Source organism: Flavobacterium maritimum, from assembly GCF_040049085.1.
Lineage (GTDB): Bacteria > Bacteroidota > Bacteroidia > Flavobacteriales > Flavobacteriaceae > Flavobacterium > Flavobacterium maritimum.
Window position 1 is genome coordinate 180886 of the sequence record NZ_JBDLZY010000001.1, and the last position, 25214, is coordinate 206099.

Here is a 25214-nt window from a genome sequence, read left to right on the forward strand (position 1 = left end):
CAGTAGAAATTAACGTCTTAAAAAGTAATCATGACGTTTTTTTTAATGAAATAAATGTCTGTTTATTAAATAAAAAATAAATAACAAAAGAATTACATGTTAATTAATTGTTTTTTAATGTGTTGTGCTGATCGGTTGGATGGCTGATTTTAGTGTTTGTTAAATTGCTGATTAATCCTTTTAATCTAAATTTGCAGTAAAATTAAATTTGTTGATTTTTGCCGGAACTGGTTTAAATGAAACTGTAAGATAGTATCTTCTTAAATGAGTTTTTAAATAAAACATAAAAGGGGGTTCATAATTAAGAATAATAAAAATTCAAAATATAAAAATGTATATACCAAATTGTAAATTATTTATGAAAAAAATAATTTTTGCTTTGCTACTTTTATTTATTTTTTTTCAATCTACAAATGCAGTCGCGCAAGATTTGTTGAAAAGCAATGATTTGAGTACTTTGAAAGTAGATTATTTGTCGGATAATGATATTGCAAAGATAAAGGCACAATTGCAGAGTAATAATATTACTATAGAACAAGCTGAACCGATGGCTCTAGGGAAAGGAATGCAAGCAAGCGAGTTTGCTAAATTGAAGGAGCGTTTAGCTATGCCTGCAGTCAAATCTGAAGTAATAAAAAAGGATAACAAAGAGGATGAGGATGGAAATGGAAAAGAGGATGGTTTTGGAAGGAAACAGGAAAAAATTGTTAATACTAAAGTTAAGGATTCGTTGAATGCACTGGTATTTGGATCGGAGCTCTTTGATAATCCCACTCTAAATTTTGAACCCAATTTGAAGCTGGCTACTCCTATTAACTATATTTTGGGGCCTGGAGATGAATTGCAGGTGAGTGTTTATGGTATTCAGGAATTTAGTGCCACTGTTCCTGTCAGTTTAGAAGGGAAAGTTACGATTCAGTATGTAGGTCAAATTTCGGTTTCAGGAATGACCATAGAAGCTGCTACTCAAAAAATAAAAAGTGCCATTTCAGGGGTATACAGTACGGTGCGATCAGGGCAATCCCAAGTAGGGGTGAGTTTAAGTCGTATCAGAACAATTAAGGTGACTATTATTGGCAGTAAGCAGCCGGGAAACTATTCTGTTTCTTCTTTAGCCACAGTTTACAATGCCTTATTTTTAGGTGGAGGACCAGCTAAAAATGGAACTTATAGAAATATTGAACTGATAAGAAACAATAAAGTATATAAAAACATTGATATTTACCGATTTTTGGTAAATGGAAATCAATCGGATAATGTAGGTTTAAAAGACAATGATGTCATCAGGATTCCTTCTTACACGCACCGGGTAACTCTAGAAGGAGAAGTGAAAAGACCTGGTATTTTTGAAATGAAATTAGGGGAAACTTTTACTAATTTATTGTCTTATGCTTCAGGATTTAACGAGTTCGCTTACACAGCATCAGTGAGTGTGATACAAAAAACGGATAAGGAATTTAAAGTTAAGGATATAAAGTCTTCTGAATTTGGTACTTATAACCCTTTGGCGGGAGATGTTTTTAAAGTGTCTAAAATTCTGAACCGATTCGAAAACCGTATTAAAATAGAAGGTGCTGTTTTTAGACCTGATATCTATTCTTTTTATGAGGGAATGCGGATTTCTGATCTGATTGCACAAGCTGGAGGTTTGAAAGAAGATGCTTATTACAACAGGGCTACCATCGTAAGAATGAAGACCGATTTAACAACTGAAGCAGTTAATGTGAACCTTACTAGAGCTTTAGCTGGTGACTTAGGGTCGAATATTATTTTGAATAAAGAAGATTTGGTAACTGTGTATTCGATTTTAGACTTCATAGAAGAATTTAAAATTACTATAGACGGAGAAATAAAAAAACCGGGAACATATGATTATCATGAGAATCTTACTTTAAATGATTTGTTGGTTCAAGCAGGAGGGTTAACTGGTTCAGCTTCCAAAAGAGTAGAAGTGGCCAGGATGATGAAAGCAGAAGAAATTGATCCTAATAATCCAAACAAAGCGGAATTATTTAATATCGAAATTACTCCAAACAACAATGAACAGGCTCAAAATTTTGTTTTAGCTCCTTATGATGTGGTGAATATTCGTAGAATGGCTGTTTATGAAAAACCGGAAATGGTAACGGTAAGTGGAGCGGTTAATTATATCGGGAAATATGTACTGGTTAATAAAAAAGAAAAAGTATATGATATTATCCAAAGGGCTGGTGGATTGACTCCCGAAGCGGATTTGGATGGGGTAAAAATAAAACGTCCTATAAAAGCCAAACAAATTGAGGCAATAGAGAACATAGATTTAAATTTAGGAAAAAATGACAGTATTCAAGATAATCTTGAAAAAAAATTAAAAGAGGAACTGAAATTTGCCACTATACCGGTAGATTGGAAGTCGATTGTTAAAAGTCCTGACAGTAATACCAATGTAACATTATTCCCAGGAGATGAGATTGAAGTGGCTTCTTTCAACGAAAGTGTAAAAATAACTGGTAATGTGCTCTTGACATCTGAAATTCCGTTTAGAAAAGGGAAAAATTTTAAGTATTATTTAGGGGCTGTTGGAGGGATTGATGCCAAAGGTTGGAAGAAAAATGCCTACATTATTTATCCTAATGGAGAAGCAGCGGTGTCCAATTCTTTCTTATTCATACGATCGTATCCCAAGGTAACTCCAGGGTCTCAAATAGTGGTGCCGGAAAAACCGGAAACTAAAAAGATGACAACAGGGGAATGGGTAAGTATTGGAAGTGTTATCACTAGTTTAGCTTTATTGATTGTAACCGCTTTCAACTAATAAGATTGTATATAGTAAACCATTAAAAAATTAAGGATGTTTAAGAGCTTATTCTTAATAAAATTTAATTTCTGGTTGGATTGAAAAGCTTTTATTTTTTTCTGGATCGATAAAATATTAAAACCAAAACCATATACATTAACAGATTAAAAACAGATTAATAATCATATGAAGGAAGAAATATCCAGGGACGAAATTTCATTAAAAGAATTATTAGAAAAAATGGCAACATGGTGTGCTTATTTGCTGTCCCAATGGAAGATTATTCTATTGGCCGGGCTCATTGGTTCAGCAGCTGGATTGACTTATTCTTTTGTTAAAAAACCGATTTATACTGCTACTTTGTCTTTTGCTTTAGAAGATGAAAAAGCTGGCGCCGGCTTAGGAAGTGCTTTAGGATTGGCTAGTTCCCTTGGCTTTGATCTCGGTGGTAGTGGAGGTAGCATTTTTTCGGGATCTAATTTAACGGAATTATTCAAATCGCGAACTATGGTTGAAAAAACCTTATTAACTCAGGTAGTTTACAAGGAAAAAGTCATTACTCTGGCAGAAATGTATATCCAAAATAATGAATGGAGAGATAAATGGGTTAATAAACCTAAAATTAAACATATTCAATTTTTGCCAAACGTAAAAAGAAAATACTATACTCGGGCACACGATAGTATCTTAGGACTTATATATAAGGATTTATCTGAAAGGGGACTGATCGTAGCCCAAAAAGATAAAAAAATTTCTATTATCAGTATGGACGTAATGTCTACTAATGAACTGTTTGCGAAATATTTTTGTGAGTCACTTGCCCGACAGGTAGGACAATTTTACGTTTCGACAAAAAGTAAAAAAGCACGCATGAATATGGCTATTTTGCAGCGTCAAACTGATTCAATACGCGGAGAACTCAATGGAGCAATTACAGGAGTAGCATCGGCTAATGATGATACCTTTAATTTGAACCCTGCACTTAATATACGCCGTGCGCCTTCTGCGCGCCGGCAAGTAGATGTACAGGCAAATACGGCTATCTTAACAGAGTTGGTAAAGCAAACTGAATTGGCAAAAGTGACCCTGCGTAAAGAAACTCCTTTAATTCAAGTAATCGACAGACCTATTTTGCCTTTACATCAAGAAAAGTTGGGTAAAGTTAAAGGACTTTTGATAGGTGGTTTTCTTTTAACTTTCCTAACGGTCCTAATACTGGTTTTTAGGAGGGTATTTAGAATAATCAACCTAAGCTAAAATTTTTTATTCCATAAGAATGAAATAATATGATTCATAAAAGAATCAAGTTTAGATAAATGCATAAAAATTAACAATAGAGATTATGTCAAAAGGTTTCAATTCATTTATAAATAAAGAGAAAATTATTTCTGTTACAGGGCTAGGTTATGTTGGTTTACCTCTTGCTTTAGAATTTGCTAAATATTTTAAAGTTATTGGTTTTGATATTAATTCAGAGCGTATTGAATTAATGAAAAAAGGAATTGATCCATCTAAAGAATTAGATTCTATGGCTTTTGATGGATGTGATATTAGTTTTACTTCAAATGTGGAGGATTTAAAAAAAGCTCATTTTCATATCATAGGAGTACCAACGGACATAGATGAAAATAAAGTGCCAAATTTAAATCCATTATTGGGAGCAACAAAAAGTGTAGCTTCAGCATTAAAAAAAGATGATTATGTAGTTTATGAGTCTACTGTTTATCCAGGTTGTACAGAGGAGGATTGTGTACCGATTTTAGAGAAAATTTCCGGATTGAAAGGAGGAACAGATTTTAAGTTTGGTTATAGTCCTGAACGGATTGTGCCAGGGGACAAGATAAAAACTTTGACTAATATATTGAAGATAGTTTCTGGTAACGATGATGAAGCTTTAGAAATGATTTCAGAAGTATATGGCACTATAATTAAAGCAGGATTACATAAGGCAGAATCAATAAAGGTTGCTGAAGCAGCAAAAGTTATTGAAAACACCCAACGGGATATTAATATTTCGCTTATGAATGAGTTGGCGATTATATTCGATAAGATGGGTATTGATACCAAGGCGGTAATTGAGGCGGCAGGAACAAAATGGAATTTTCACAAATATCAACCTGGTTTGGTTGGGGGTCACTGTATTAGTGTTGATCCATTTTATTTAATGCATAAAGCGAAGCAACTAGGTATAGATCCTCAGGTTATAGCAGCAGGAAGAAGAGTAAATGATTTTATTCCTAGTTTTATTGCTAAAAGGATTGTACAGGCTTTGATTGAACAGGATAAAAATCCAGGAAAGTCTAAGGTTCTGGTATTGGGGGTTACCTTTAAGGAAGATGTGGCTGATATCCGAAATTCAAAAGTAGTTGATTTAGTAAGGGAATTAATGGATTTTTCGATACATGTTCATGTCGTCGATCCACATGGATGTCCAAATGAATTAGCACATGAATATGGAATAACATTAATTGAAGAGCCGCTGGGATTATATGATATTATTATATTGGCAGTAGGTCACGAAAATTATATAAAAATGACAACAGATGATTTTCAAAAACTCTCAAAAGATGAAATTTTTTTGTTTGATATAAAAGGGGTAATGAACCCTGCTGATTTTAAAAATTATTGGAGGTTATAACTTAAAGTAAGGGAATTGAAAAAAGATTTCATCATTATAGGAGGTGGTATAGTTGGACTTTCAACAGCATATCATCTAAAAAAGAAAAACCCAAGATTAAAAGTTCTTGTTTTAGAAAAAGAATCTGGAATTGCGGAGCATCAAACTGGTCATAATAGTGGTGTGATTCATTCTGGAATTTACTATAAACCTGGGAGTTTAAAAGCTATTAATTGTAAAAAGGGATATGAGCAGTTGATTCAATTTTGTAATCAAAATGAAATTAAATATGACCTTTGTGGAAAAATAATTGTAGCAACTGATAAAGAAGAATTGCCAATTATGGCTAATATTTATAATAGGGGTGTTGCTAATGGGCTTAGAGGTATTAAAGAAATTAGTACTGAAGAGATTAGGGAAATTGAGCCTCACTGCGTTGGAATAAAAGGTATTTGGGTGCCCCAGACAGGTATTATCAATTATAAAGAAGTTTCAGGAAAATATGCTGATTTATTTGTGGCCTTGGGAGGAGAAATCCTATTTGGACAAAAAGTCGAAGATATTAATTCTGCTGAAAATGGCTCTGAAGTGCAAACGCTGAATAATTGTTTTGAAACGAAGTGCATAATTAATTGTGCAGGTCTGTATTCTGATAAGGTGGCTAAAATGATTAATAGAGGGATTGATGTTCAGATTTTACCTTTTAGAGGAGAATATTTTAATATAAAAAAGGAGAAGGAGTATTTAGTCAAAAATTTAATTTATCCGGTACCTAACCCAAATTTTCCTTTTCTAGGTGTTCACTTTACTAGAATGGTACATGGAGGTGTTGAAGCAGGGCCAAATGCTGTATTGGCTTTTGCACGTGAAGGATATTCCAATAAAGTAATCAATTATAAAGAATTTTTTGAAACTTTGGGACATTCTGGTTTTCAAAAAGTAGCTTTGAAGTATTGGAAGGATGGGATGTATGAAATGTATCGTTCTTATTCTAAAGTGGCATTTACCAAAGCATTGCAAAGATTAATTCCTGAAATACAGAAAGAAGATTTAGTGGCGGGTGGCGCAGGAGTTCGAGCACAGGCCTGTGATAGTAAAGGCAATCTTTCTGATGATTTTTTAATTTTCGAACACAATAACGTTATTAATGTCTGTAATGCTCCATCACCAGCGGCAACATCATCTTTAGCAATTGGGGAAAGCATCGCTTCTCTTGCATTAAATAAATATAATTAATTTTATGAAGCAACCTATTCAAATGGTGGATTTAAAAACACAATACCATCATATAAAAAAAGAAATTGACCAAGCTGTAATCGATTGTATTGAAAATTCAACTTTTATTAATGGCCCGGCAGTTAAAGAATTTCAGTCTGCATTAGAAAAATATTTATCCGTAAAGCATGTTATACCTTGTGCTAATGGTACTGATTCTTTGCAGATAGCAATGATGGCCTTAGATCTTAAAAGAGGAGATGAGGTAATTTGTCCTTCCTTTACTTATGTCGCTACAGCCGAAGTTATTGGGCTACTTGGTTTGATACCTGTAATGGTTGAAGTTGATGAAAATACTTTTAATGTAACGGCTGAAATTATTGAGAAAGCAATTACCTCTAGAACTAAGGCGATTGTGCCGGTTCATTTGTATGGACAATCTTGCGATATGGAACCGATTATGATATTGGCTGAAAAATATAAGCTGTATGTAATTGAGGATAATGCACAAGCGATTGGAGCTTCTTATACATTTTCAGATGGGCGCACTGCTAAAACGGGTACTATTGGACATATTGGAAGTACATCGTTTTTTCCATCAAAAAATTTAGGGTGTTATGGAGATGGTGGAGCACTAATGACTAATGATGATGAATTGGCTCGAAAGATGAGAATGATTGCTAATCACGGGCAAGAGAAAAAGTATTATCATAAAGTTTTAGGGTGTAATTCTAGATTAGATACAATGCAAGCGGCTATACTTAATATAAAACTGAAACATTTAGACGCTTATAGTCAGGCTCGTAATCAAATGGCATCGTATTATGATGAATCTTTTGCTAATATAGAAGAAATTCAAATTCCAAAAAGACAATTAAACAGTACCCATGTTTTTCATCAATATACTATGAAAGTAAAAAATGGAAAACGTGATGCCTTGCAAAAATTTCTTTCTGAAAAAGAAATTCCCAGTATGATATATTATCCCCTTCCTTTATATAAACAGGAAGCATTTCAACAATTTGTTGATTCAAATTTTAAATTGATTGTTACGGAATCTTTATGTGATGAAGTAATTTCGTTACCCATTCATACTGAAATGGAATCGCAGTCAATAGAGTATGTTTGTAACCAGGTTAAATTATTTTTTAATGATTAATATGAAAAATTTTTTTGTTCATGAGACAGCCATAGTCGATGTAGGCTGTATTATTGGTGATGATACTAAAATATGGCATTTTTCACACATTATGTCTAATTGTACTGTGGGTGAAAGATGTAATATTGGACAAAATGTAGTAGTTTCACCGGGAGTCAAATTAGGTAATAATGTAAAAGTTCAAAATAATGTTTCTATCTATACAGGGGTGACCTGTGATGATGATGTTTTTTTAGGACCTTCTATGGTTTTTACTAATGTTATCAATCCTCGTAGTGCAATAATTAGAAGAGAACAATATGTTAGAACTCATGTTGGAAAAGGAGCTAGTATAGGTGCAAATGCGACTATAGTTTGCGGTCATGATATTGGTGAATACGCTTTTATTGGAGCTGGTGCGGTTGTGACTAAGAATGTGCCTTCATTTGCTCTAGTGGTTGGAAATCCAGCCAAACAAATTGGATGGGTTGGTGAATATGGTCATCGTTTAAATTTTAATGAAATAGGGATTGCTGTTTGCCATGAAAGTAAACAGGAATATAAGTTAGAAAATAATACAGTAACTAAGATAAGTTAATAGAGTATGAATAAAATTAAGTTTGCCGTTATAGGTTGCGGATATATTGGTAAAAGACACGCAAGTATGATTCTTGGAAATGCAGATTTTGAATTAGTAGCCTTATGTGATATTAAAAAAAGAGAGGAATTAAGTTTAGAGGAATATCCAGAGGCCAGGTTTTTCAGTTCTTTAGATACTTTGTTTCAATCGGGCATTAAAGTTGATGCAATTGCAATCGCGACTCCTAATGGGAATCATGAACAACAAGCTTTACAAGCTTTGGAGAACAATTGTCATGTAGTAATTGAAAAACCGATGGCATTGACTAAAGCTGGTTGTGAGCAGATTATATTTAAGGCTCTACAGAAACACAAACAAGTGTTTTGTGTCATGCAAAACAGGTATTCACCTCCTTCGGTTTGGTTGAAAGAGATATTGGAGTCGGGTATTTTAGGAAAGATTTTCATGGTTCAAACCAATTGTTATTGGAATCGTGATGATCGTTATTATAAGCCGGACAGTAAAACGGGGAAACCCACTTGTTGGCATGGCACAAAAGACTTAGATGGAGGTACTTTATTTACGCAATTTTCTCATTTTATTGATTTGATGTATTGGTATTTTGGAGACGTGACAAATATTAATGCAAGATTGAACGATTTTATGCATAAAAATAGTACGGAGTTTGAAGATTCTGGTTTCATAACGTACGATTTTGTAGACGGTGGTATAGGAAGTTTGAATTATTCTACGGCTGTTTGGGATAAAAATTTGGAAAGCTCAATAACTATAGTAGCAGAAAATGGATCTGTTAAAGTGGGAGGGCAGTATATGAATGAAGTTGTGCATTGTCATATTAAAGATTATATAATGCCAGTTCTTGCCGAGAGTAATCCCCCTAATGATTACGGACCATACAAGGGATCTGCCGCAAATCATCATTATGTATATGAAAACATTTCCAATGTGATAGGAGGTAAAGACAGTATAACAACTAATGCTTTAGAGGGTATGAAAGTTGTAGATATAATTGAGCGAATTTACAAAGCAAATAATTATGCTTAGGAATTATATAGTATTTGTTGTTATGGCGCAAGATATTTGTAAGGGCAATTTATTAAAATATTTTATATGATTTCATCATTTTTAAGTAAAATTAAAAATGATGAAATTAAAATAGTTGTTAAGAATTTTATTTCACTTTCATCATTAAACTTATTAAGTTTTATTTTTCCGCTTATATTAATTCCATTTTTAACTAATCATATTGGTGTGGAATTATACGGACAATATGTTTTTTCGTTTTCTATTTTCCAATATTGCTTGATACTTGTTAATTTTGGTTTTGATTATTCAGCAACTAAATTAATTTCAATACATCGAGATGATAAAGTTAAGGTTTCAGATATTCTTACAAATATTACTTTAATACGATTAGTATTTGCTTTATTAGTAAGTTTGGTATTGGGGTTAACTTTTTTTGTTTTCCCCAGTATATCAAGTAATAATTTATTGTATTTATTGGGGTTTGGTATACTTTGGGGACAAGCGGTTACACCTTTATGGCTTTTTCAAGGGTTGGAGAAAATGGGGTACATTACAATTATTAACCTTTTAACAAGAATTATTTCAACCGGTTTAATATTTTTATTCATTGAAAAGCCATTAGATTTTTATTTAATCAATCTTTTTCATTCCATTGGTTTTTTGATAAGCGGTGCTGCTAGTTTATTGTTAATTCATTCATATTTAAAAATAAAATTTTCAAAACCGTCATTTAGCAAAATTAAAATTTATTTAGAAGATTCTTGGCATATTTTTTTATCAACATTATCAATGAGCTTTTATAGAGAAGCAAATATTATTATATTGGGGTTAACTACAAATTATGTAATAGTTGGTCAATATGCCGCTATAGAAAAGGTAATTAAAGCAATGCAATCGCTAATGGAGCCCCTGTCAAAAGCATTATTTCCTTTTTTTGGAAGAAAGCTTAATTCTGCAGGAATTGATTCTGGTTTTGGGAAATTTGGGAAGATCTATGGCTTGCTACTGTTACTGCTTACAATAATATTATACATTATTGGTCCTTACCTTTTAATTTGGTATTTAGGTAAATCATTTATGTCAGCTATAGTGATTTTTCAAATTCTATTGCCCGTTATATTCCTTGGAGGACTTAATTATTATCTAGGTATAATAGGGTTAATTAATTTAGGAATGAATAAGTACTTTTTAAAAATAGTTTTTATATCAGGGATATTTAGTGTATCAATGTGTTATTTTCTTTCCGGTTTTTTAGGCTCAATAGGTGCCGCAATTGCAATGACTTTAAGTGAATTAATGTTATTATTATTAATTTTAATTAGAATTTATCCATGGATCAAAAAACAGATAAAATAAAAAGTACTATACCTGTTATTATTTTGAATTGGAATGGTGAAAAGGATACATTTGCTTGCTTGAAATCTTTTAAAGATAGTCAGAATGAAAGGTTTTTACCAATAGTAGTTGATAATGGGTCAAAATTAGACTCACTAAATATTTTAAAGGAGGATTGCTCTAGACTTTTCAAAAAAATTATTTATTTAAATGAAAATGAAATAGATTATTGCGAGGATGTTATAGTTGAGTCCATATATAATAATCCAATTAATGATTTACTTATTTTTATTCAAAATTTTGAAAATTATGGTTTTGCCAAAGGAAATAATATTGGCGTAAAAATAGGACAGATTATAGACTCTGACTGGGTAATGTTGTTAAATAATGATACAGAAATAGTAAAGAATACTTTAACAGTTCTAGATGATTTTATTGTAAAAAATAATGATATAGTTGCAGTAACACCTCAAATTCGATTGTTTGATCCTAAGAATAAAATTTGGAATTGTGGAGGTCAACTAACTTATTTTGGAAGTCGAAAATATTTGTATGCGGATCAAAATATCAATGTAGTTCCTAAACGTGGTTTTTCATTGATAACATTTATTACTGGTTGTGCTTTGCTTTTTCAACATAAAAAAACTGGATTGTTAACTGAAGATTTCTTTTTTGGTGAAGAGGATTACGAGTTTTCTTTAAGACTTAAAAACAATAAATTCAAAATGGCATGTGTTTTTGAATCTATAATTTATCATAAAGTAGGAGCAACAATCAAGAAAAACAATAATGCAATTAATAATATTTATTTGTATTATATTAATAGATTAATTAATACGCGCAATTATTATTCAAGAACGAGGTGGGAGGTTACTAGGTTATTAGCCTATTTATATTTACCTGTTTTATTAATAAGGAATAAAATAAATCTGCGAAAAAGTATAAAGCTGATAAAATGTGTAAATTCTTATATATATAGAAATAATAAAGTTGATTCTATTGAATTTTTGAGGGTTATTAATAATCAATTATGATATTTTTATTTTTTATTTCTTTTATAACATTAGTTGTTTTATTAACCTATTTGGATAAGAAATTATGGGGTACAATATACACCCCCGCTGTTGTATTGGTGTGGCCCTTTCTGATTCTGCTAATTATTGATTCTTTTTATTTAAATTCAAATTTCACCTATTTTAGATTAAATCAAAATGTGATCTTAATTTGGTTTATTGGAATACTTGCTTTTTGGATGGGTGGTCTTATGGTTAAATTATCTTTTAGAAGTATTAGAGTAAATGAGGTACAGTTGGAATTTTTTGGTAGTAATGTTGTTACATCGAAGTCCAATCTACACCTTTTATTTTATATTTCTTATCCTATAATTTTTATATGTATTTGTAAGATTTATCTTATATCTTCCAGTTACGGTTTTAATTTTGGAGATGATGATTTTCAGAGTAATCTAGGTAAAGGATTTGTTGCGCATTCAATTTTATTACTGACTTTAATATCTATATTTTTAATTATTTTTTTTAATAAAAGTTACTATAAAGTACAACAAATTTTCATCATTGTCATTACATTAATATTTTCTGTTCTTTATGGGGTAAAATCATGGATTATAATTCCTCTTGTATCTTCCTTTATCGGTAGGTTATTATTGCAAAAGACAAAACTTAAAATTAAACATTTATTTTTTTTAATTAGCCCTTTTTTTATTTTTTGGTTGATTTATAAAATTTCTCTTGGTTTTGAATCATCAAATGATGAATTTATTTTTCAACATATGATTGATTATCTATTGTCAGGTCCGATTGCTTTCTCAGAACACCTTAATCAAAATTTGCCAATAGGGACAGAACCTGGTTATGCTTTTACACCGTTAATCAATATTTTTCGATTTTTAATAGGAGAAGACCCTTTGAGTCCAATTTCTAATTATTATGTTACTATAGCTACAGGTTTTGAACCTAATGTTAAAACTTTTTTCGGGACACTGTATATATATGGAGGACTCTCTTATGTGTTAACTTCTTTTATATTTGGAATAATATTCTATTGTTATTTGCTATTCTTTTCTTATTCCATAAAATCTCAAAATGCGCCCTTAGTTACATCCTTATATGTCTTTATGCTTGGCTTATTATTTATGGGATGGTTTGAAATTTATGTTATTCATTTAACTTTCTACGAAATTCCATTTTGGGTATTTTTGTTGATTTTTTTGTTTAAACTGAAAAAATAATTTTTTACTTATTCAAAAAAAATATGTGTTAGCATTTAAAATTAAAAAGTGAGTTTTTTGAATCATTTTGATTGTATTATTTTAGAGTATAATCAAACAGTTATTAATTGAATACTATGAATATTTTATATATTACGAATACTAAAACAACTTGGACTAATAATGATTATGAGATTTTAGCTAAGCATTTTAATGTCAGTAACAATTTTATTGGTTCATTTGAATCTATTTTAAAATCATTAAATCCATTTTTTATTTTAAAGCATGATGTTGTAATATTTTGGTTTGCAAGTTTGTCTTTTTCTCCTATTTTATTTCTTTCATGGATATTGAGAAAAAAAATAATTATTATAGCAGGTGGGTATGATGTAGTTAAAGTCTCAGATACTAAATATGGTGCGTTTTGTGATTCTTGGCCAAAGAGAATGATCAGAAAATTAATGTTTATTGCTGCAGATAAAGTTGTCAGTATCTCATTTTCAAATCAAAGGGAAGCTTTAGAGAATGCAAACGTGCCGATTTCAAGAAGTGTAATGATTTATCATGGATTTGTGGATCCAAAGATTTCTGTTCAAACCTTTGAAGAAAGAAAAAAACAAGTTGTGACTGTTGGAATTATTAATGATGAGACCTATATTAGAAAAGGGTATAAGTATTTTTTTGAGCTTGCTCAAATTATGCCTGATTGGGATTTTATTCATATAGGAAAAGTAACTGAGGACTTTCAGCATATGGTTGATTTTCACAAATGTAAAAACCTTTCAATGATGGGTTTTTTGCCTACGAAAAGGTTCAATGAAGTACTTAATGAATCTAAGTTTTATTTACAACTTTCAAATCATGAAGGGTTTGGATGTTCTATTGTTGATGCTGCATTAATGGGATGTTATCCAATCGTATTTGACAGATATGCGATGCGAGAGGTAGTGCAGGGCTGCGGTGAAATAATAGAATTTCCAAATATCGAGTTAGTTCAATGTAAAATTAGGGAGCTGGAAAATGCTAATTTAAATGTAGAAGATATACGGTTGCATTATCTTAAAAAATTCCCAAATGAATCAAGAGAAGAAAGACTTGTAAATGTTATCTCATCATTATTCTAGAGTTTTTTTATGGTACGCATGAAAAAACGCGCATAGGGATTAAAATTCTGTTATATTTAACAGTTTTAGAAATTGGAAGAGTATTCTTGTTACATAGTGTCAATAAGCCTGAAAGCAAGGATTGTAATTATAAAAACTAAATCATGAAAACAAAATTTAATAATGTTTTAATATTAGCACCACATACAGATGATGGTGAATTAGGAGCAGGTGGTTTTATTTCAAAATTAATTGAGGAAGGAGCAAATGTATATTATGCTGCATTTTCGACAGCTGCAGAATCGATTCCTGTCGGTTTTCCAAAAGATATTTTAACAATTGAGGTTAAGGCTGCGACAAAAGAGCTTGGGATATTACCAGAAAACTTATTTATTTTTAATTATACAGTTAGAAAATTAAATTATGTTAGGCAAGAAATACTTGAAGAATTAATTAAACTGAAGAGAAAAGTTGATTTTGATTTGATATTGATGCCGAGTTTGAATGATATTCATCAGGACCACTCGACAATTGCAAATGAAGGATTAAGAGCATTCAAAACTAAATCAATCATGAGTTATGAATTAATTTGGAATAATTTAACTTTTAATACTCAAGCTTATGTTGAGTTAGAAGAGCGACATGTTAATAGAAAGATACAAGCCCTAAAGCAGTATGCTTCGCAAGGCTTTAGGGATTATTTGAGTGAAGAGTTTATTCATTCATTAGCAGTTGTAAGAGGAGTGCAATTTGGTGTAAAATATGCAGAGTCATTTGAAGTTATTAGATACGCAATTAAATAATTATGCTATGATAAGTATTCAAGATATAATAACTTTCTTAAAACCAATTGAGGTAATTGGTAGCAAGGAATCATTTGTTAGCAATGCAATACAGCTCGATGTTTCAAATGAAAGAAGAGATGTAGTTATGTGGGCATCGTCTAAAAATAAACTTAAAATGCTTGAAGTAAAAGTAGGGTTGATTTTATGTTCTGAAATCAATAGAAGTGAAGCTAACCCAAACTGTACTTATATATTATGTGATAATCCTAGATTAAATTTTCAGAAAGTTTTAGCACGTTTCTTTATGCCGAAACGTCAAGTAGGCATTTCTTCAACAGCTATTGTAGATGAGTCTTCAATTATTGGAAGTAATATTTTTATAGGGCATAATGTTGTAATTGAAGAGAATTGTCATTTGGGTGATAATACTATAATCAATCATAATACTGTTGTAAAAAAAGACACAATAATAGGTAATGATGTAGTAATCGGTTCTAACTGTGTAATCGGTGGAGTCGGTTTTGGTTATGAAAAAGATGAATTTGGGGTATATGTATTTATGCCACATATAGGGAATGTTATAATTCATGATAATGTAGACATTGGAAATAATACATGTATCGATAGAGCTGTAATGGGTAGTACTATTTTGGGGAGAAATGTTAAAGTTGATAATTTAGTTCATATAGCCCATGGTGTAGTTATAGGCGAAAATAGTTTAATTATTGCAAACGCTATGATAGCAGGAAGTGTAACTATTGGTGAAAATTGTTGGATTGCACCTTCTGCTTCAATTTTAAATAAGAAAAAGATTGGAAATAATGTCACGGTTGGAATGTCATCTTTGGTCCTTAAGGATGTAGGTGATAATTTAATAGTAACGGGAAATCCAGCGGAAGATTTAAAAGAAGTAATTAGGAAAAAAAAATTATTAGAAGATAAAGTTTACAAAGATAACTAGGAATGAAAACTTGTTTGTACAAAAGAATAATATAAAGCTTTTTTAAAACTTAAAATTCATAAATGGGATCAATTATAAAGAACATTGAGTATGTTTATCCTAAATTAAAAATCAGTAATGATGATCTGGCAAAGCAATTTCCAGATTATGATTTTGCTAATTTTCAGGAAAAAGTAGGTATTACTAATAGATATTGGGTTGGCGAAGGTGAAACAGCGTTAAGTTTGGCAATTGAGGCTTGCGAAAAGATATTCGAGAAGGTTGATTGTCAGGAAATTGATTATATATTATATTGTACCCAAAGTCCCGAATATTTTTTGCCAACAACAGCCTGTATTCTGCAAGATCGTCTGGGATTAAGAAAGGATGTTGGTGCACTCGATTTTAATCTCGGATGCTCAGGATTTGCTTATGGTGTCAGTTTAGCGAAAGGATTGATAAATTCGGGTCAAGCAAAGAACGTTTTACTTGTAACTGCTGAAACATATTCTAAGTATTTGCATCCTAAAGATCGTTCAAATAGAGCTATTTTTGGAGATGCGGCTACGGCAACTGTGATTTCATTTTCTGATAAGGAATACATTGGTGATTTTCTTTTTGGTACAGATGGATCAGGTTCTGATAAATTAATTGTTAAGAACGGTGCTAGTAAGTCACCTTATGATGCCTTATCAAAAGAAATTGTATATGGTACAAACAATGTTTTTACGGATAATCATTTGTATATGAATGGACCTGAGGTTTTTAATTTTACTAACAAAGTAATACCAAATTTCACCCAGGAGGTTTTGATTAAAAATAATCTGGAGATTAAAGAGGTGCAACAATTTGTTTTTCATCAAGCCAATGCTTTTATGTTGGATTTTATGCGAAAAAGGTTGAAAGTCACAAAGGATAGATTTTTTATTGATTTAGCGGATGGCGGTAATACAGTCTCTTGTACTATTCCTATTGCTTTAAAAAAATATAGTCAGCAAATTAGTGATACTGAGAATATTATCATTGTTGGTTTTGGAGTCGGACTTTCATGGTCAGGTGGTGTGATAAAAATTGATTGTAAATTATAAATATAAAAAATTATGACCAAGCAAGAATTTATTTTGGGATTGCAAGAAGAATTAGAATTAGGAACCGTCCTGTCTGGGAATACAAACATTAAAGATTTAGATGAATGGGACTCAATAGCAGTCATAGTTTTAATTGGTTATGTTTCAAATGAGTTTGATGTGATTCTTAATTTAGAGGATATTGAAGAAATGAGCTCAATTGACTCACTTATTCAAAAAATTGGATTGGATAAATTTAGTAAATAGCTATTTAATGAATATTCTTTTAACAGGTGCGACATCTGGAATTGGTTTTGAAACGCTCAAGCAATTAATTAAGAATGGTGATACTGTTTTTGCAATTGGGCGAGATTTTTCAAAAATAAATTTTTTTATTTCGGAGAATAAAAATAAAATCAAAGCTTTTGTATATGATTTTAGAAACGTTCAAGATATTGAAAAATTATTTTTAAAGTTTGAAATGGATAATGAAAAATTTGATGCCTTAATTCATTGTGCTGGAATTGAGGAAACGGTGCCTTTGACCCTTTATAGCCCTAATAGAATAAAAGATATATATGATATTAATGTTTTTTCAGGAATCGAATTATTGAGGCTTTTTACAAAAAAGAAATACAGTAATGATGGAGGTAGCGTTGTTTTTTTGTCATCAGTAATGGGGATTTTAGGGCAACCAGGAAAAGTAGGATATTGTTCTTCAAAAGCTGCTGTTTTAGGAATTGTCAAGGCAAGTGCTTTAGAGTTTGCTAAAAGAAAAATTAGGATTAATGCTGTTTTGCCAGGTGTTGTGAACACACCAATGACCCAGAATTTATTTAATCAAACATCAACAGATAATAACAATAGAATCATGAATATGCATCCTCTAGGTATTGGCGATGTGGGTGATATTGTGCCTACAATTTTGTTTTTAATTTCTAATGGCTCAAGATGGATTACGGGTCAGAATATTGTTATTGATGGAGGTTATTCCATCCAATAGATTGTTTTTAAGAAACTTTTTTAACTAATTTAATTTGATGTTAGGAAAAATTTGAACAAATATATTTTAAAGTTTTATTCTTAGAAATATTTATAAGACCGTTGATTAAAAGGAGAATTATGGTTTGTTTAAAGAATAAGATAAAAGAAGCTGCCGAAAATAGATAAGAGATTTATTTACGAAGAAAATTCATTAAAAAGAGATGATGTATTTCTTTCTTAAACTTTCATAATTATTAGATCTTCTAAATTTTGTAGTCAAAATTTCAGAGGTTAATTGTACAGATGAATAAACTACAATGTATATAAAAAGTCAATTTTTAATAAACTTGGGCTATAATAACATAGAAAAATTAATAATGTAATAATAAAAAATTTTAAGTTGGATAATAGTTTAAAAAAGAAACCTTTAGTTTCAATAACAATACCTTGCCGGAATGAAGTTAACCACATTAGTGGCTTACTAGAATCTATTTTAAGAAGTGACTACAATAAAGATTTAATTGAAATTTTTATTGTAGATGGAATGAGCGATGATGGTACAATAGAACTATTAAATGAAAAGTATTTATCAAAGTATGGTAATATTAAGATTATAGAAAATACTAAGCAAAAAACTCCTTATGCTTTTAATTTAGGAATAAAAGAATCTTTGGGAGAAATTGTGGTTGTTTTAGGCGCTAGACATATTATTTCATCTAATTATATTACAGAAGTTGTAGAGGTCTTAACAAAAAAAAAAGAAATAGGTTGTGTAGGTGGAATCGTAAATAATGTTTATGAGAATAGGACAAGTGAAATAATTAGTAAATCAATGGCTTCTCCCTTTGGCATAGGGTTTAATAATTTTAGAGCCATTAGTAAAGATACATATGTTGATACAATTGGTTCGCCAGCATTTCGTAAATTTATTTTTGATGAATTAGGGTATTTTGATGAAGACTTAACTAGAAATCAAGATGATGATTTTAGTTTTAGATTAAATAAAGCAGGCTATAAAATTTTATTAAAGGCAAATATTTCAATTCAGTATTCTGTCCGATCAAGTTTTAGCAAGTTGTTTAAGCAATATAAACAGTATGGTTATTGGAAAGTTTTTGTGAATAAAAAGCATAAAACAGTAACTACATTAAGGCAATTATTCCCTTTGTTGTTTTTATTGTCATTTCCTTTATTTACCATATTTATTTTAATAAATATTAAATTTATTTATGTTTTCTTACTAGAAATTTTTAGTTATTTATTATTAAATTTTATCTTTGCCCTTAAGGCAAACGGGTTCAATCTCAATTGCATTTTTAAACAAATGTATACTTGTTTTATACTTCATTTCAGTTATGGGTTAGGTTATCTGGAAGGAATACTTGATTTCCTAATATTAAATAAAAAACCTAACAAAAAAAACGAAACTCTCTCAAGATAAATAAAATATGAAAATTCCCTTTTCTCCTCCATTTGTTGACAATGATGTTATTGTTGAGGTAATGGATTCGTTAAACTCAGGCTGGATAACTTCTGGTCCTAAAGTAATAGCCCTAGAACACGAGGTTTCTAAGTTAACTAATGTTGAACGCTCCATCTGCGTGAACTCATGGACTTCGGGTGCAATATTAACATTAAAGTGGTTTGGAATAAAAGAAGGCGATGAAGTAATTATCCCTGCTTATACCTATAGTGCTACTGCTTTGGCCGTATTGCATTGTGGTGGAAAACCAATCATGGTTGATGTCAACGAAGATTTTACTATAGATGCCTCAAAAATAGAACAGGCAATCACCAAGCACACTAAAGTAATTATGCCTGTGGACATTGCTGGCTGGCCTTGTGACTATGATGAAATCAATAAGATTGTCAATAAGGAATCTATTAAACATTTGTTTAGACCAGAATCTAAAAAGCAAAGTCAATTAGGTAGAATACTGGTGATTTCTGACGCTGCTCATTCGATTGGAGCTCAATATAAAGGAGTGCAAGTTGGTAAATTATCTGATATTACAATTTTTTCATTTCATGCGGTTAAGAATATCACAACAGCCGAAGGGGGCGCAATTTGTTTAAATCTTCCGGAATCTTTTAGTAACAAGGCCGAGTATAAATTAATGAAATTATATTCTTTGAATGGTCAGAATAAAGATGCATTTGCTAAGTCGCAAGCCGGAGGTTGGAAATACGATATATTATTTGCAGGTCTTAAGGTGAATTTGCCAGATATATGTGCGGCAGTTGGTTTAGCGCAAATCAGAAAATATAATGATGTTTTGTTAGTGGAAAGAGAGCGGATAGCTAGAAGATATCATGATTTTTTTGCTCAACATGATTTTTTTCAGCTGCCAACTTTGTTGGACGAATGTCGTAAATCTTGTTTTCATTTATATGCTTTAAGAATAAAAGATATTTCGGAACTGCAAAGAGATTTAATTATTGAATCGGTTACCTCTCAAGGGGTTTCTGTGAATGTCCATTTTATTCCAATGCCTATGTTGACAGTATTTAAGGATTTGGGGTATAAAATAGAAGATTATCCTGTAGCTTATGATAATTATTCTCGTGAGATTTCCCTGCCAATTTATCCGCAATTAAATAATGAGCAAATCGACTATATTTGTAATGCAATTTTATCGGCATATAATTCAATTGTAGGTAATGATTAGGTTTTTTGATGTTTTATTTTCATTGATTGGTATAGTATTTTTGTTGCCAATTTTGATAGTAATTAGTGTTTTGATAAAATTAACCTCTAGCGGTCCTGTTTTTTATAAACAACAACGTGTTGGAATTAACAATAACGATTTTAATGTGTTCAAGTTTCGTACAATGGCAGTTGATTCTGATAAAAAAGGGTTGTTAACTGTTGGTGGAAAGGATTCAAGAATTACCAAAGTTGGATATTATTTGCGTAAATCTAAATTAGATGAATTGCCTCAATTGATTAATGTTTTTTTTGGTGAAATGAGTTTAGTGGGTCCTCGTCCAGAAGTAAGAAAATATGTTAATCTATATGATGATAATCAGAAGAAAATTTTGGCAATTCGTCCAGGTATATCTGATTGGGCTTCTATAATTTATAGAGATGAAAATGTGATTTTAGAAAAATCCCAGAACCCGGAACTGGATTATGTAAAGAAAATTATGCCGGATAAGATTCGATTTAATTTTATATATCTTAACAATTATGGGATTTCAGAGTATTTTAAAATAATATATTTTACAGTTGTAAAAATAATTTTCTCAAGTTATAATGTCGAGAAATATTTATAATTTCAAGATATAATTTTTTTTATAATATTATTTTCAAATTCGACATCTTATAATTTTAATATAACATTAGAATTGTTTTATTGTTAATCGATATAGTTTTAATTTGATTTTGATGAATTCGAGAATATGGCTTTCTTCGCCCCATATGAGCGGTTTTGAGCGAAATTTTGTTCAGAAATCGCTTGAAACTAATTGGTTAGATCTTATTGGTGACGATGTCAATGGTTTTGAAAATGATTTAGCAAATTATTTTGGAAATAAATTTCATGTAAGCGCGTTAAATTCAGGGACAGCGGCGATTCATCTAGGACTTATACTGCTGGGTGTGCAAGCAGGGGATGAAGTGATTTGTCAGAGTATGACTTTTTCTGCATCTGCCAATCCTATTTTGTATCAAGGAGCCACCCCTGTTTTTGTAGATAGTGAACTTGATACATGGAATTTGTGTCCCATTGCTCTAGATGAAGCTATTGTAGACAGAATTAGTAAAGGTAAAATGCCTAAAGCTATAATTGCAGTTCATTTATATGGAGTGCCTTATAAAATTGATGAAGTGCGTGCTGTTGCAAATAAATACGGAATTCCAATTTTAGAAGATGGTGCTGAAGCATTGGGCAGTAGTTATAAAGGGCAAAAGTGTGGCACTTTTGGAGATTTAGGAATTTTGTCTTTTAATAGCAATAAAGTGATAACAACTTCCGGAGGAGGTGCAATTATTTCAGCTACGAAAGAATTAAAAAAAAGAGCGTTTTTTTTGGCGACTCAATCGAAAGATGACGCGCCTCATTACCAGCATAGTGAAATAGGTTATAATTATAGAATGAGTAATTTTTGTGCAGGAATAGGTCGGGGGCAAATGAAAGTATTAGATAGTTATGTTGCATTGCGCAGAAAGATGAATTCTTTTTATATTGACTTATTTAATGATATAGAAGGCCTAACCGTTTTCACAGTGCCAAACGATGATTATTTTGCTAATTATTGGTTGAGCGCAATTATAATCCAACCTAATCAAGAGAAAGGGATTGATCGAGAGGGCTTACGTTTGGCTTTTGAATCAGCCAATATTGAATCACGTCCTTTATGGAAGCCTATGCATTTACAACCTATTTTTTCAGTCTACCCGTATTATGGAGGAACGATAAGCGAATTCTTATTTGAGAATGGTTTGTGTTTGCCTTCAGGATCTAACCTTACTGATGTGGAAAGAGAGAGAATTAAACGAGTAGTCAATAATTTTTTTCAAAAACATTAACATAATTATTGTAAATAAAATATAAATAATTTTATGGTGGGTTTCCACTATTATTTTTCACCCAAATGACGATATATAAAACTGCTATTAATGATTTAGTAATTGTAACCCCTAACGTTTTTGAAGACTCACGCGGGTATTTTTTTGAAGCTTATAATCAAGCTAAATTCCATGAAAATGAGATCGAGTATCAATTTATACAAGATAATCAATCTTTCTCTAAAAGAGGGGTGATTCGTGGCTTGCATTTGCAAATTAATCCTTTTGCGCAAGCGAAATTGGTAAGAGTCTTGGAAGGAGAAATTCTTGATGTAGCAGTAGATTTACGTAAAAATTCTGCTACCTATGGGCAGCATGTGAGTGTGATTTTGAGTGCAGCCAATAAAAAACAATTGATGGTACCCCACGGTTTTGCTCACGGTTTTTCTGTTTTGAGTGAAACAGCCTCTGTGATGTACAAAGTAGATCAATTGTATCACAAGGAAAGTGAGCGAGGAATTCGTTTTGATGATCCAACCCTTGCTATTGATTGGCAGTTACGTCCGGATGAAATTATTGTTTCCGATAAGGATTTGGTGTTGCCTGGTTTTAAAGACATTGATTGGGAGTTTTAAAAAAAGAGTTTAAAGTATAAGGTTTAAAGTTGTCGGTTAGATTGAGAGTTGGTTTTGACTACAAAGTTTGAGAGTCAGACTGATGAAGTAAGGCCATTAAAATCTTTTACTGAAAAGTAGAATTAGTTTCTGAAGTAAGACTGTCAATATAGTAGAGAAAGATATCGGTACCATAATGCCTTAGCGGTAAAAAAAATAGAAATGGAAAAAATATTAATAACAGGGGGTAACGGACAGTTAGGATCTGAATTACAAGTTTTATCAAAAGTATATACACAATTCGAATGGGTTTTTACCGATTGGGAGGAGTTGGATTTGTGTGATTTGGAGCACTTAGAAGCCGAATTAACCAAAATTGACCCTCAAATTATTATCAATTGTGCGGCACATACTGCCGTTGACCGTGCGGAGTCTGAGTTTGAATTATCGGATGTGTTAAATCATCAGTCGGTTGCTGTATTAGCTAAATGGTGCAATGCCAACACATCTAGACTGATACATATTTCTACTGATTATGTTTTTGACGGAACCGCTTCAACAGCCTTAACAGAAACAGCTTTGCCTAATCCGATTAATGTTTATGGTGTTACCAAATTGACAGGTGAAAAAGCGTGTTTGCGAGAGAATCCCAATTCAATCATAATCAGAACGTCTTGGGTATATTCCAGTTTTGGAAACAATTTCGTAAAAACGATGTCGCGACTGATGCAGGAAAGAGACAGTTTAAATGTAGTGAATGATCAAATAGGAAGTCCTACCTATGCTGCTGATTTAGCAGAAGCGATTATGACGATAATTACGCACAAGAACTGGCAGGCCGGAATTTATAATTTTTCTAATGAAGGGGAAATAAGTTGGTATGAATTTGCTTTAGCCATTAAGGAGATTGGAGGATTTTCCTGCGAGGTAAATGGAATTCCATCATCGGCTTATCCAACTCCGGCGAAACGTCCGCAGTATTCTTTGTTGGATAAAACGAAAATTAAAAATACTTTTGGCGTTATTGTTCCCGATTACAAAGAAAGTGTGAAAAAGTGTATGGAGATGTTGAAAGTGAAGAGTAAATAAAAGAGAGGTATAAGTTCACAAACTTTGACTGCTGAAAATAAGTAGAGAATAGTGAAAGAAGACGGGTTTTGTCAATTCCGTTTTAAAAGAATCTATTCAAATTGATGTGTAAATTGAAATAGAATTAAAAAAACAGAAATGAAAAAAATAGTCATCACCGGTGGAGCTGGTTTTATAGGGTCCCATGTAGTCAGACGTTTTGTAAAGAAATATCCTCAGTACCAAATTTTTAATCTGGATGCACTGACTTATGCCGGTAATCTTGAAAATATTGCGGATATTGAAAATGAGCCTAATTATACTTTTATCAAAGGCGATATTGTAGATACGGCATTTATAGATCAATTATTTGCAGAACATCAATTTGATGGGGTTTTGCATTTAGCTGCTGAATCGCACGTAGATCGTTCCATAACAGATCCATTATCCTTTGTGAAAACAAATGTTATTGGAACCGTGAATTTATTAAATGCGGCTAAGGCTATTTGGCAAGGGAATTATGAAGGGAAACGTTTTTACCACATCAGTACCGATGAGGTTTATGGAAGTTTGGGAGCCGAAGGATTATTTACAGAGACAACTGCCTATAATCCAAATTCTCCTTATTCTGCTTCTAAAGCCAGTTCCGACCATTTTGTCAGAGCCTATGGTGAAACCTATGGTCTGCCTTTTGTTTTAACTAATTGTTCCAATAATTACGGGCCTTTTCATTTTCCGGAAAAGTTGATTCCGTTGTTTATCAATAATATTATCCAGAGCAAATCTTTGCCGGTTTATGGTGATGGGAAATACACCCGAGACTGGTTGTTTGTTGAAGATCATGCTGTGGCTATCGATTTGGTATTTCACGAAGGGGTTAATCATGATACTTACAATATTGGTGGTTTTAATGAATGGCAGAATATTGATTTGGTAAAATTATTATGCAAAATAATGGATGAAAAATTAGGAAGAACAGTTGGTACTTCTGAACAATTGATTTCCTATGTAAAAGACCGTCCCGGACATGATTTGCGATATGCGATTGATGCGACTAAGATCAACAGAGAATTGGGATGGAAACCGTCAGTTACTTTTGAGCAAGGATTGGAAAGAACTGTAAATTGGTATTTGGAAAACCAGACCTGGTTGGATAATGTTACTTCTGGGGCGTACGCGTCGTATTACGAGAAGCAATATAATTAGTC

General features: G+C 31.7%; 23 protein-coding genes. All 23 read left to right on the plus strand.

The window, feature by feature from the left end:
* Positions 1 to 358: 358 nt before the first annotated feature.
* The 23 genes from ABEB23_RS00735 (at position 359) to rfbB (ending at position 25212) form a co-directional block, all read left to right on the plus strand.
* Positions 359 to 2794, plus strand: coding sequence for an SLBB domain-containing protein (locus tag ABEB23_RS00735; RefSeq protein WP_348810457.1), 2436 nt, complete (start codon positions 359 to 361; stop codon positions 2792 to 2794).
* A 168-nt stretch (positions 2795 to 2962) separates the two neighbouring features.
* Positions 2963 to 4033, plus strand: coding sequence for a Wzz/FepE/Etk N-terminal domain-containing protein (locus ABEB23_RS00740; protein WP_348810458.1), 1071 nt, complete (start codon positions 2963 to 2965; stop codon positions 4031 to 4033).
* Between the two features lie 85 nt (positions 4034 to 4118).
* Complete coding sequence (locus ABEB23_RS00745; RefSeq protein ID WP_348810459.1) at positions 4119 to 5414, plus strand: nucleotide sugar dehydrogenase; 1296 nt, start codon at positions 4119 to 4121, stop codon at positions 5412 to 5414.
* Positions 5415 to 5429: 15 nt separating this feature from the next.
* Positions 5430 to 6629: an L-2-hydroxyglutarate dehydrogenase gene (lhgD, locus tag ABEB23_RS00750; protein ID WP_348810460.1), complete on the plus strand. Its 1200-nt coding sequence runs from the start codon at positions 5430 to 5432 to the stop codon at positions 6627 to 6629.
* A gap of 4 nt (positions 6630 to 6633) precedes the next feature.
* Positions 6634 to 7767, plus strand: coding sequence for a DegT/DnrJ/EryC1/StrS family aminotransferase (locus ABEB23_RS00755; RefSeq protein WP_348810461.1), 1134 nt, complete (start codon positions 6634 to 6636; stop codon positions 7765 to 7767).
* A gap of 1 nt (position 7768) precedes the next feature.
* Positions 7769 to 8344, plus strand: a complete 576-nt coding sequence (locus tag ABEB23_RS00760; RefSeq protein ID WP_348811120.1) for an acyltransferase — start codon at positions 7769 to 7771, stop codon at positions 8342 to 8344.
* Between the two features lie 6 nt (positions 8345 to 8350).
* Complete coding sequence (locus tag ABEB23_RS00765; RefSeq protein ID WP_348810462.1) at positions 8351 to 9391, plus strand: Gfo/Idh/MocA family protein; 1041 nt, start codon at positions 8351 to 8353, stop codon at positions 9389 to 9391.
* Between the two features lie 66 nt (positions 9392 to 9457).
* The gene (locus tag ABEB23_RS00770; RefSeq protein WP_348810463.1) at positions 9458 to 10729 is read left to right on the plus strand and encodes an oligosaccharide flippase family protein; all 1272 of its coding nucleotides are present in this window, start codon (positions 9458 to 9460) and stop codon (positions 10727 to 10729) included.
* Complete coding sequence (locus ABEB23_RS00775; RefSeq protein WP_348810464.1) at positions 10705 to 11742, plus strand: glycosyltransferase family protein; 1038 nt, start codon at positions 10705 to 10707, stop codon at positions 11740 to 11742. The genes ABEB23_RS00770 and ABEB23_RS00775 overlap by 25 nt, the downstream gene beginning before the upstream one ends.
* Positions 11739 to 12956: a DUF6337 family protein gene (locus ABEB23_RS00780; protein WP_348810465.1), complete on the plus strand. Its 1218-nt coding sequence runs from the start codon at positions 11739 to 11741 to the stop codon at positions 12954 to 12956. Before ABEB23_RS00775 ends, ABEB23_RS00780 begins: the two co-directional genes overlap by 4 nt.
* Positions 12957 to 13072: 116 nt before the next feature.
* A complete protein-coding gene (locus tag ABEB23_RS00785; protein WP_348810466.1) occupies positions 13073 to 14059 on the plus strand; it encodes a glycosyltransferase in 987 nt (328 codons plus the stop codon).
* Positions 14060 to 14202: 143 nt separating this feature from the next.
* Positions 14203 to 14841, plus strand: coding sequence for a PIG-L deacetylase family protein (locus ABEB23_RS00790; protein ID WP_348810467.1), 639 nt, complete (start codon positions 14203 to 14205; stop codon positions 14839 to 14841).
* Positions 14813 to 15784 carry a DapH/DapD/GlmU-related protein gene (locus ABEB23_RS00795; protein ID WP_348810468.1) on the plus strand — a complete coding sequence of 324 codons (972 nt, stop codon included), beginning with the start codon at positions 14813 to 14815 and terminating at the stop codon, positions 15782 to 15784. Before ABEB23_RS00790 ends, ABEB23_RS00795 begins: the two co-directional genes overlap by 29 nt.
* Positions 15785 to 15846: 62 nt before the next feature.
* The gene (locus ABEB23_RS00800; protein WP_348810469.1) at positions 15847 to 16851 is read left to right on the plus strand and encodes a ketoacyl-ACP synthase III; all 1005 of its coding nucleotides are present in this window, start codon (positions 15847 to 15849) and stop codon (positions 16849 to 16851) included.
* Positions 16852 to 16863: 12 nt separating this feature from the next.
* Positions 16864 to 17097 (plus strand): phosphopantetheine-binding protein, encoded by a 234-nt coding sequence (locus tag ABEB23_RS00805; RefSeq protein ID WP_348810470.1) that lies wholly within the window; start codon positions 16864 to 16866, stop codon positions 17095 to 17097.
* Between the two features lie 7 nt (positions 17098 to 17104).
* Complete coding sequence (locus ABEB23_RS00810) at positions 17105 to 17833, plus strand: SDR family NAD(P)-dependent oxidoreductase (RefSeq protein ID WP_348810471.1); 729 nt, start codon at positions 17105 to 17107, stop codon at positions 17831 to 17833.
* A gap of 381 nt (positions 17834 to 18214) precedes the next feature.
* A complete protein-coding gene (locus tag ABEB23_RS00815) occupies positions 18215 to 19255 on the plus strand; it encodes a glycosyltransferase family 2 protein (RefSeq protein WP_348810472.1) in 1041 nt (346 codons plus the stop codon).
* Positions 19256 to 19262: 7 nt separating this feature from the next.
* Positions 19263 to 20483, plus strand: a complete 1221-nt coding sequence (locus ABEB23_RS00820; protein ID WP_348810473.1) for a DegT/DnrJ/EryC1/StrS family aminotransferase — start codon at positions 19263 to 19265, stop codon at positions 20481 to 20483.
* Positions 20476 to 21090, plus strand: coding sequence for a sugar transferase (locus ABEB23_RS00825; protein WP_348810474.1), 615 nt, complete (start codon positions 20476 to 20478; stop codon positions 21088 to 21090). Before ABEB23_RS00820 ends, ABEB23_RS00825 begins: the two co-directional genes overlap by 8 nt.
* Positions 21091 to 21202: 112 nt before the next feature.
* Positions 21203 to 22345, plus strand: a complete 1143-nt coding sequence (locus tag ABEB23_RS00830) for a DegT/DnrJ/EryC1/StrS family aminotransferase (protein WP_348810475.1) — start codon at positions 21203 to 21205, stop codon at positions 22343 to 22345.
* A 65-nt stretch (positions 22346 to 22410) separates the two neighbouring features.
* On the plus strand, positions 22411 to 22959 hold the full coding sequence (gene rfbC / locus ABEB23_RS00835) for a dTDP-4-dehydrorhamnose 3,5-epimerase (protein WP_348810476.1): 549 nt from the start codon (positions 22411 to 22413) through the stop codon (positions 22957 to 22959).
* A 201-nt stretch (positions 22960 to 23160) separates the two neighbouring features.
* The gene (gene rfbD, locus ABEB23_RS00840) at positions 23161 to 24027 is read left to right on the plus strand and encodes a dTDP-4-dehydrorhamnose reductase (protein ID WP_348810477.1); all 867 of its coding nucleotides are present in this window, start codon (positions 23161 to 23163) and stop codon (positions 24025 to 24027) included.
* A 138-nt stretch (positions 24028 to 24165) separates the two neighbouring features.
* On the plus strand, positions 24166 to 25212 hold the full coding sequence (rfbB, locus tag ABEB23_RS00845; RefSeq protein WP_348810478.1) for a dTDP-glucose 4,6-dehydratase: 1047 nt from the start codon (positions 24166 to 24168) through the stop codon (positions 25210 to 25212).
* Positions 25213 to 25214 lie beyond the last annotated feature (2 nt).

Excerpts from the sequence above, each read along its gene's own strand:
- ABEB23_RS00760 (WP_348811120.1), top strand. The coding sequence starts at position 7,769 with ATGAAAAATTTTTTTGTTCATGAGACAGCCATAGTCGATGTAGGCTGT.
- ABEB23_RS00780 (WP_348810465.1), top strand. The coding sequence starts at position 11,739 with ATGATATTTTTATTTTTTATTTCTTTTATAACATTAGTTGTTTTATTA.
- ABEB23_RS00820 (WP_348810473.1), top strand. The coding sequence starts at position 19,263 with ATGAAAATTCCCTTTTCTCCTCCATTTGTTGACAATGATGTTATTGTT.
- ABEB23_RS00755 (WP_348810461.1), top strand. The coding sequence starts at position 6,634 with ATGAAGCAACCTATTCAAATGGTGGATTTAAAAACACAATACCATCAT.
- ABEB23_RS00770 (WP_348810463.1), top strand. The coding sequence starts at position 9,458 with ATGATTTCATCATTTTTAAGTAAAATTAAAAATGATGAAATTAAAATA.
- ABEB23_RS00775 (WP_348810464.1), top strand. The coding sequence starts at position 10,705 with ATGGATCAAAAAACAGATAAAATAAAAAGTACTATACCTGTTATTATT.
- rfbD (WP_348810477.1), top strand. The coding sequence starts at position 23,161 with ATGGAAAAAATATTAATAACAGGGGGTAACGGACAGTTAGGATCTGAA.
- ABEB23_RS00830 (WP_348810475.1), top strand. The coding sequence starts at position 21,203 with ATGAATTCGAGAATATGGCTTTCTTCGCCCCATATGAGCGGTTTTGAG.
- rfbB (WP_348810478.1), top strand. The coding sequence starts at position 24,166 with ATGAAAAAAATAGTCATCACCGGTGGAGCTGGTTTTATAGGGTCCCAT.
- ABEB23_RS00800 (WP_348810469.1), top strand. The coding sequence starts at position 15,847 with ATGGGATCAATTATAAAGAACATTGAGTATGTTTATCCTAAATTAAAA.
- ABEB23_RS00765 (WP_348810462.1), top strand. The coding sequence starts at position 8,351 with ATGAATAAAATTAAGTTTGCCGTTATAGGTTGCGGATATATTGGTAAA.
- ABEB23_RS00740 (WP_348810458.1), top strand. The coding sequence starts at position 2,963 with ATGAAGGAAGAAATATCCAGGGACGAAATTTCATTAAAAGAATTATTA.
- ABEB23_RS00810 (WP_348810471.1), top strand. The coding sequence starts at position 17,105 with ATGAATATTCTTTTAACAGGTGCGACATCTGGAATTGGTTTTGAAACG.
- ABEB23_RS00785 (WP_348810466.1), top strand. The coding sequence starts at position 13,073 with ATGAATATTTTATATATTACGAATACTAAAACAACTTGGACTAATAAT.
- ABEB23_RS00805 (WP_348810470.1), top strand. The coding sequence starts at position 16,864 with ATGACCAAGCAAGAATTTATTTTGGGATTGCAAGAAGAATTAGAATTA.
- rfbC (WP_348810476.1), top strand. The coding sequence starts at position 22,411 with ATGACGATATATAAAACTGCTATTAATGATTTAGTAATTGTAACCCCT.
- ABEB23_RS00735 (WP_348810457.1), top strand. The coding sequence starts at position 359 with ATGAAAAAAATAATTTTTGCTTTGCTACTTTTATTTATTTTTTTTCAA.
- ABEB23_RS00825 (WP_348810474.1), top strand. The coding sequence starts at position 20,476 with ATGATTAGGTTTTTTGATGTTTTATTTTCATTGATTGGTATAGTATTT.
- ABEB23_RS00745 (WP_348810459.1), top strand. The coding sequence starts at position 4,119 with ATGTCAAAAGGTTTCAATTCATTTATAAATAAAGAGAAAATTATTTCT.
- ABEB23_RS00790 (WP_348810467.1), top strand. The coding sequence starts at position 14,203 with ATGAAAACAAAATTTAATAATGTTTTAATATTAGCACCACATACAGAT.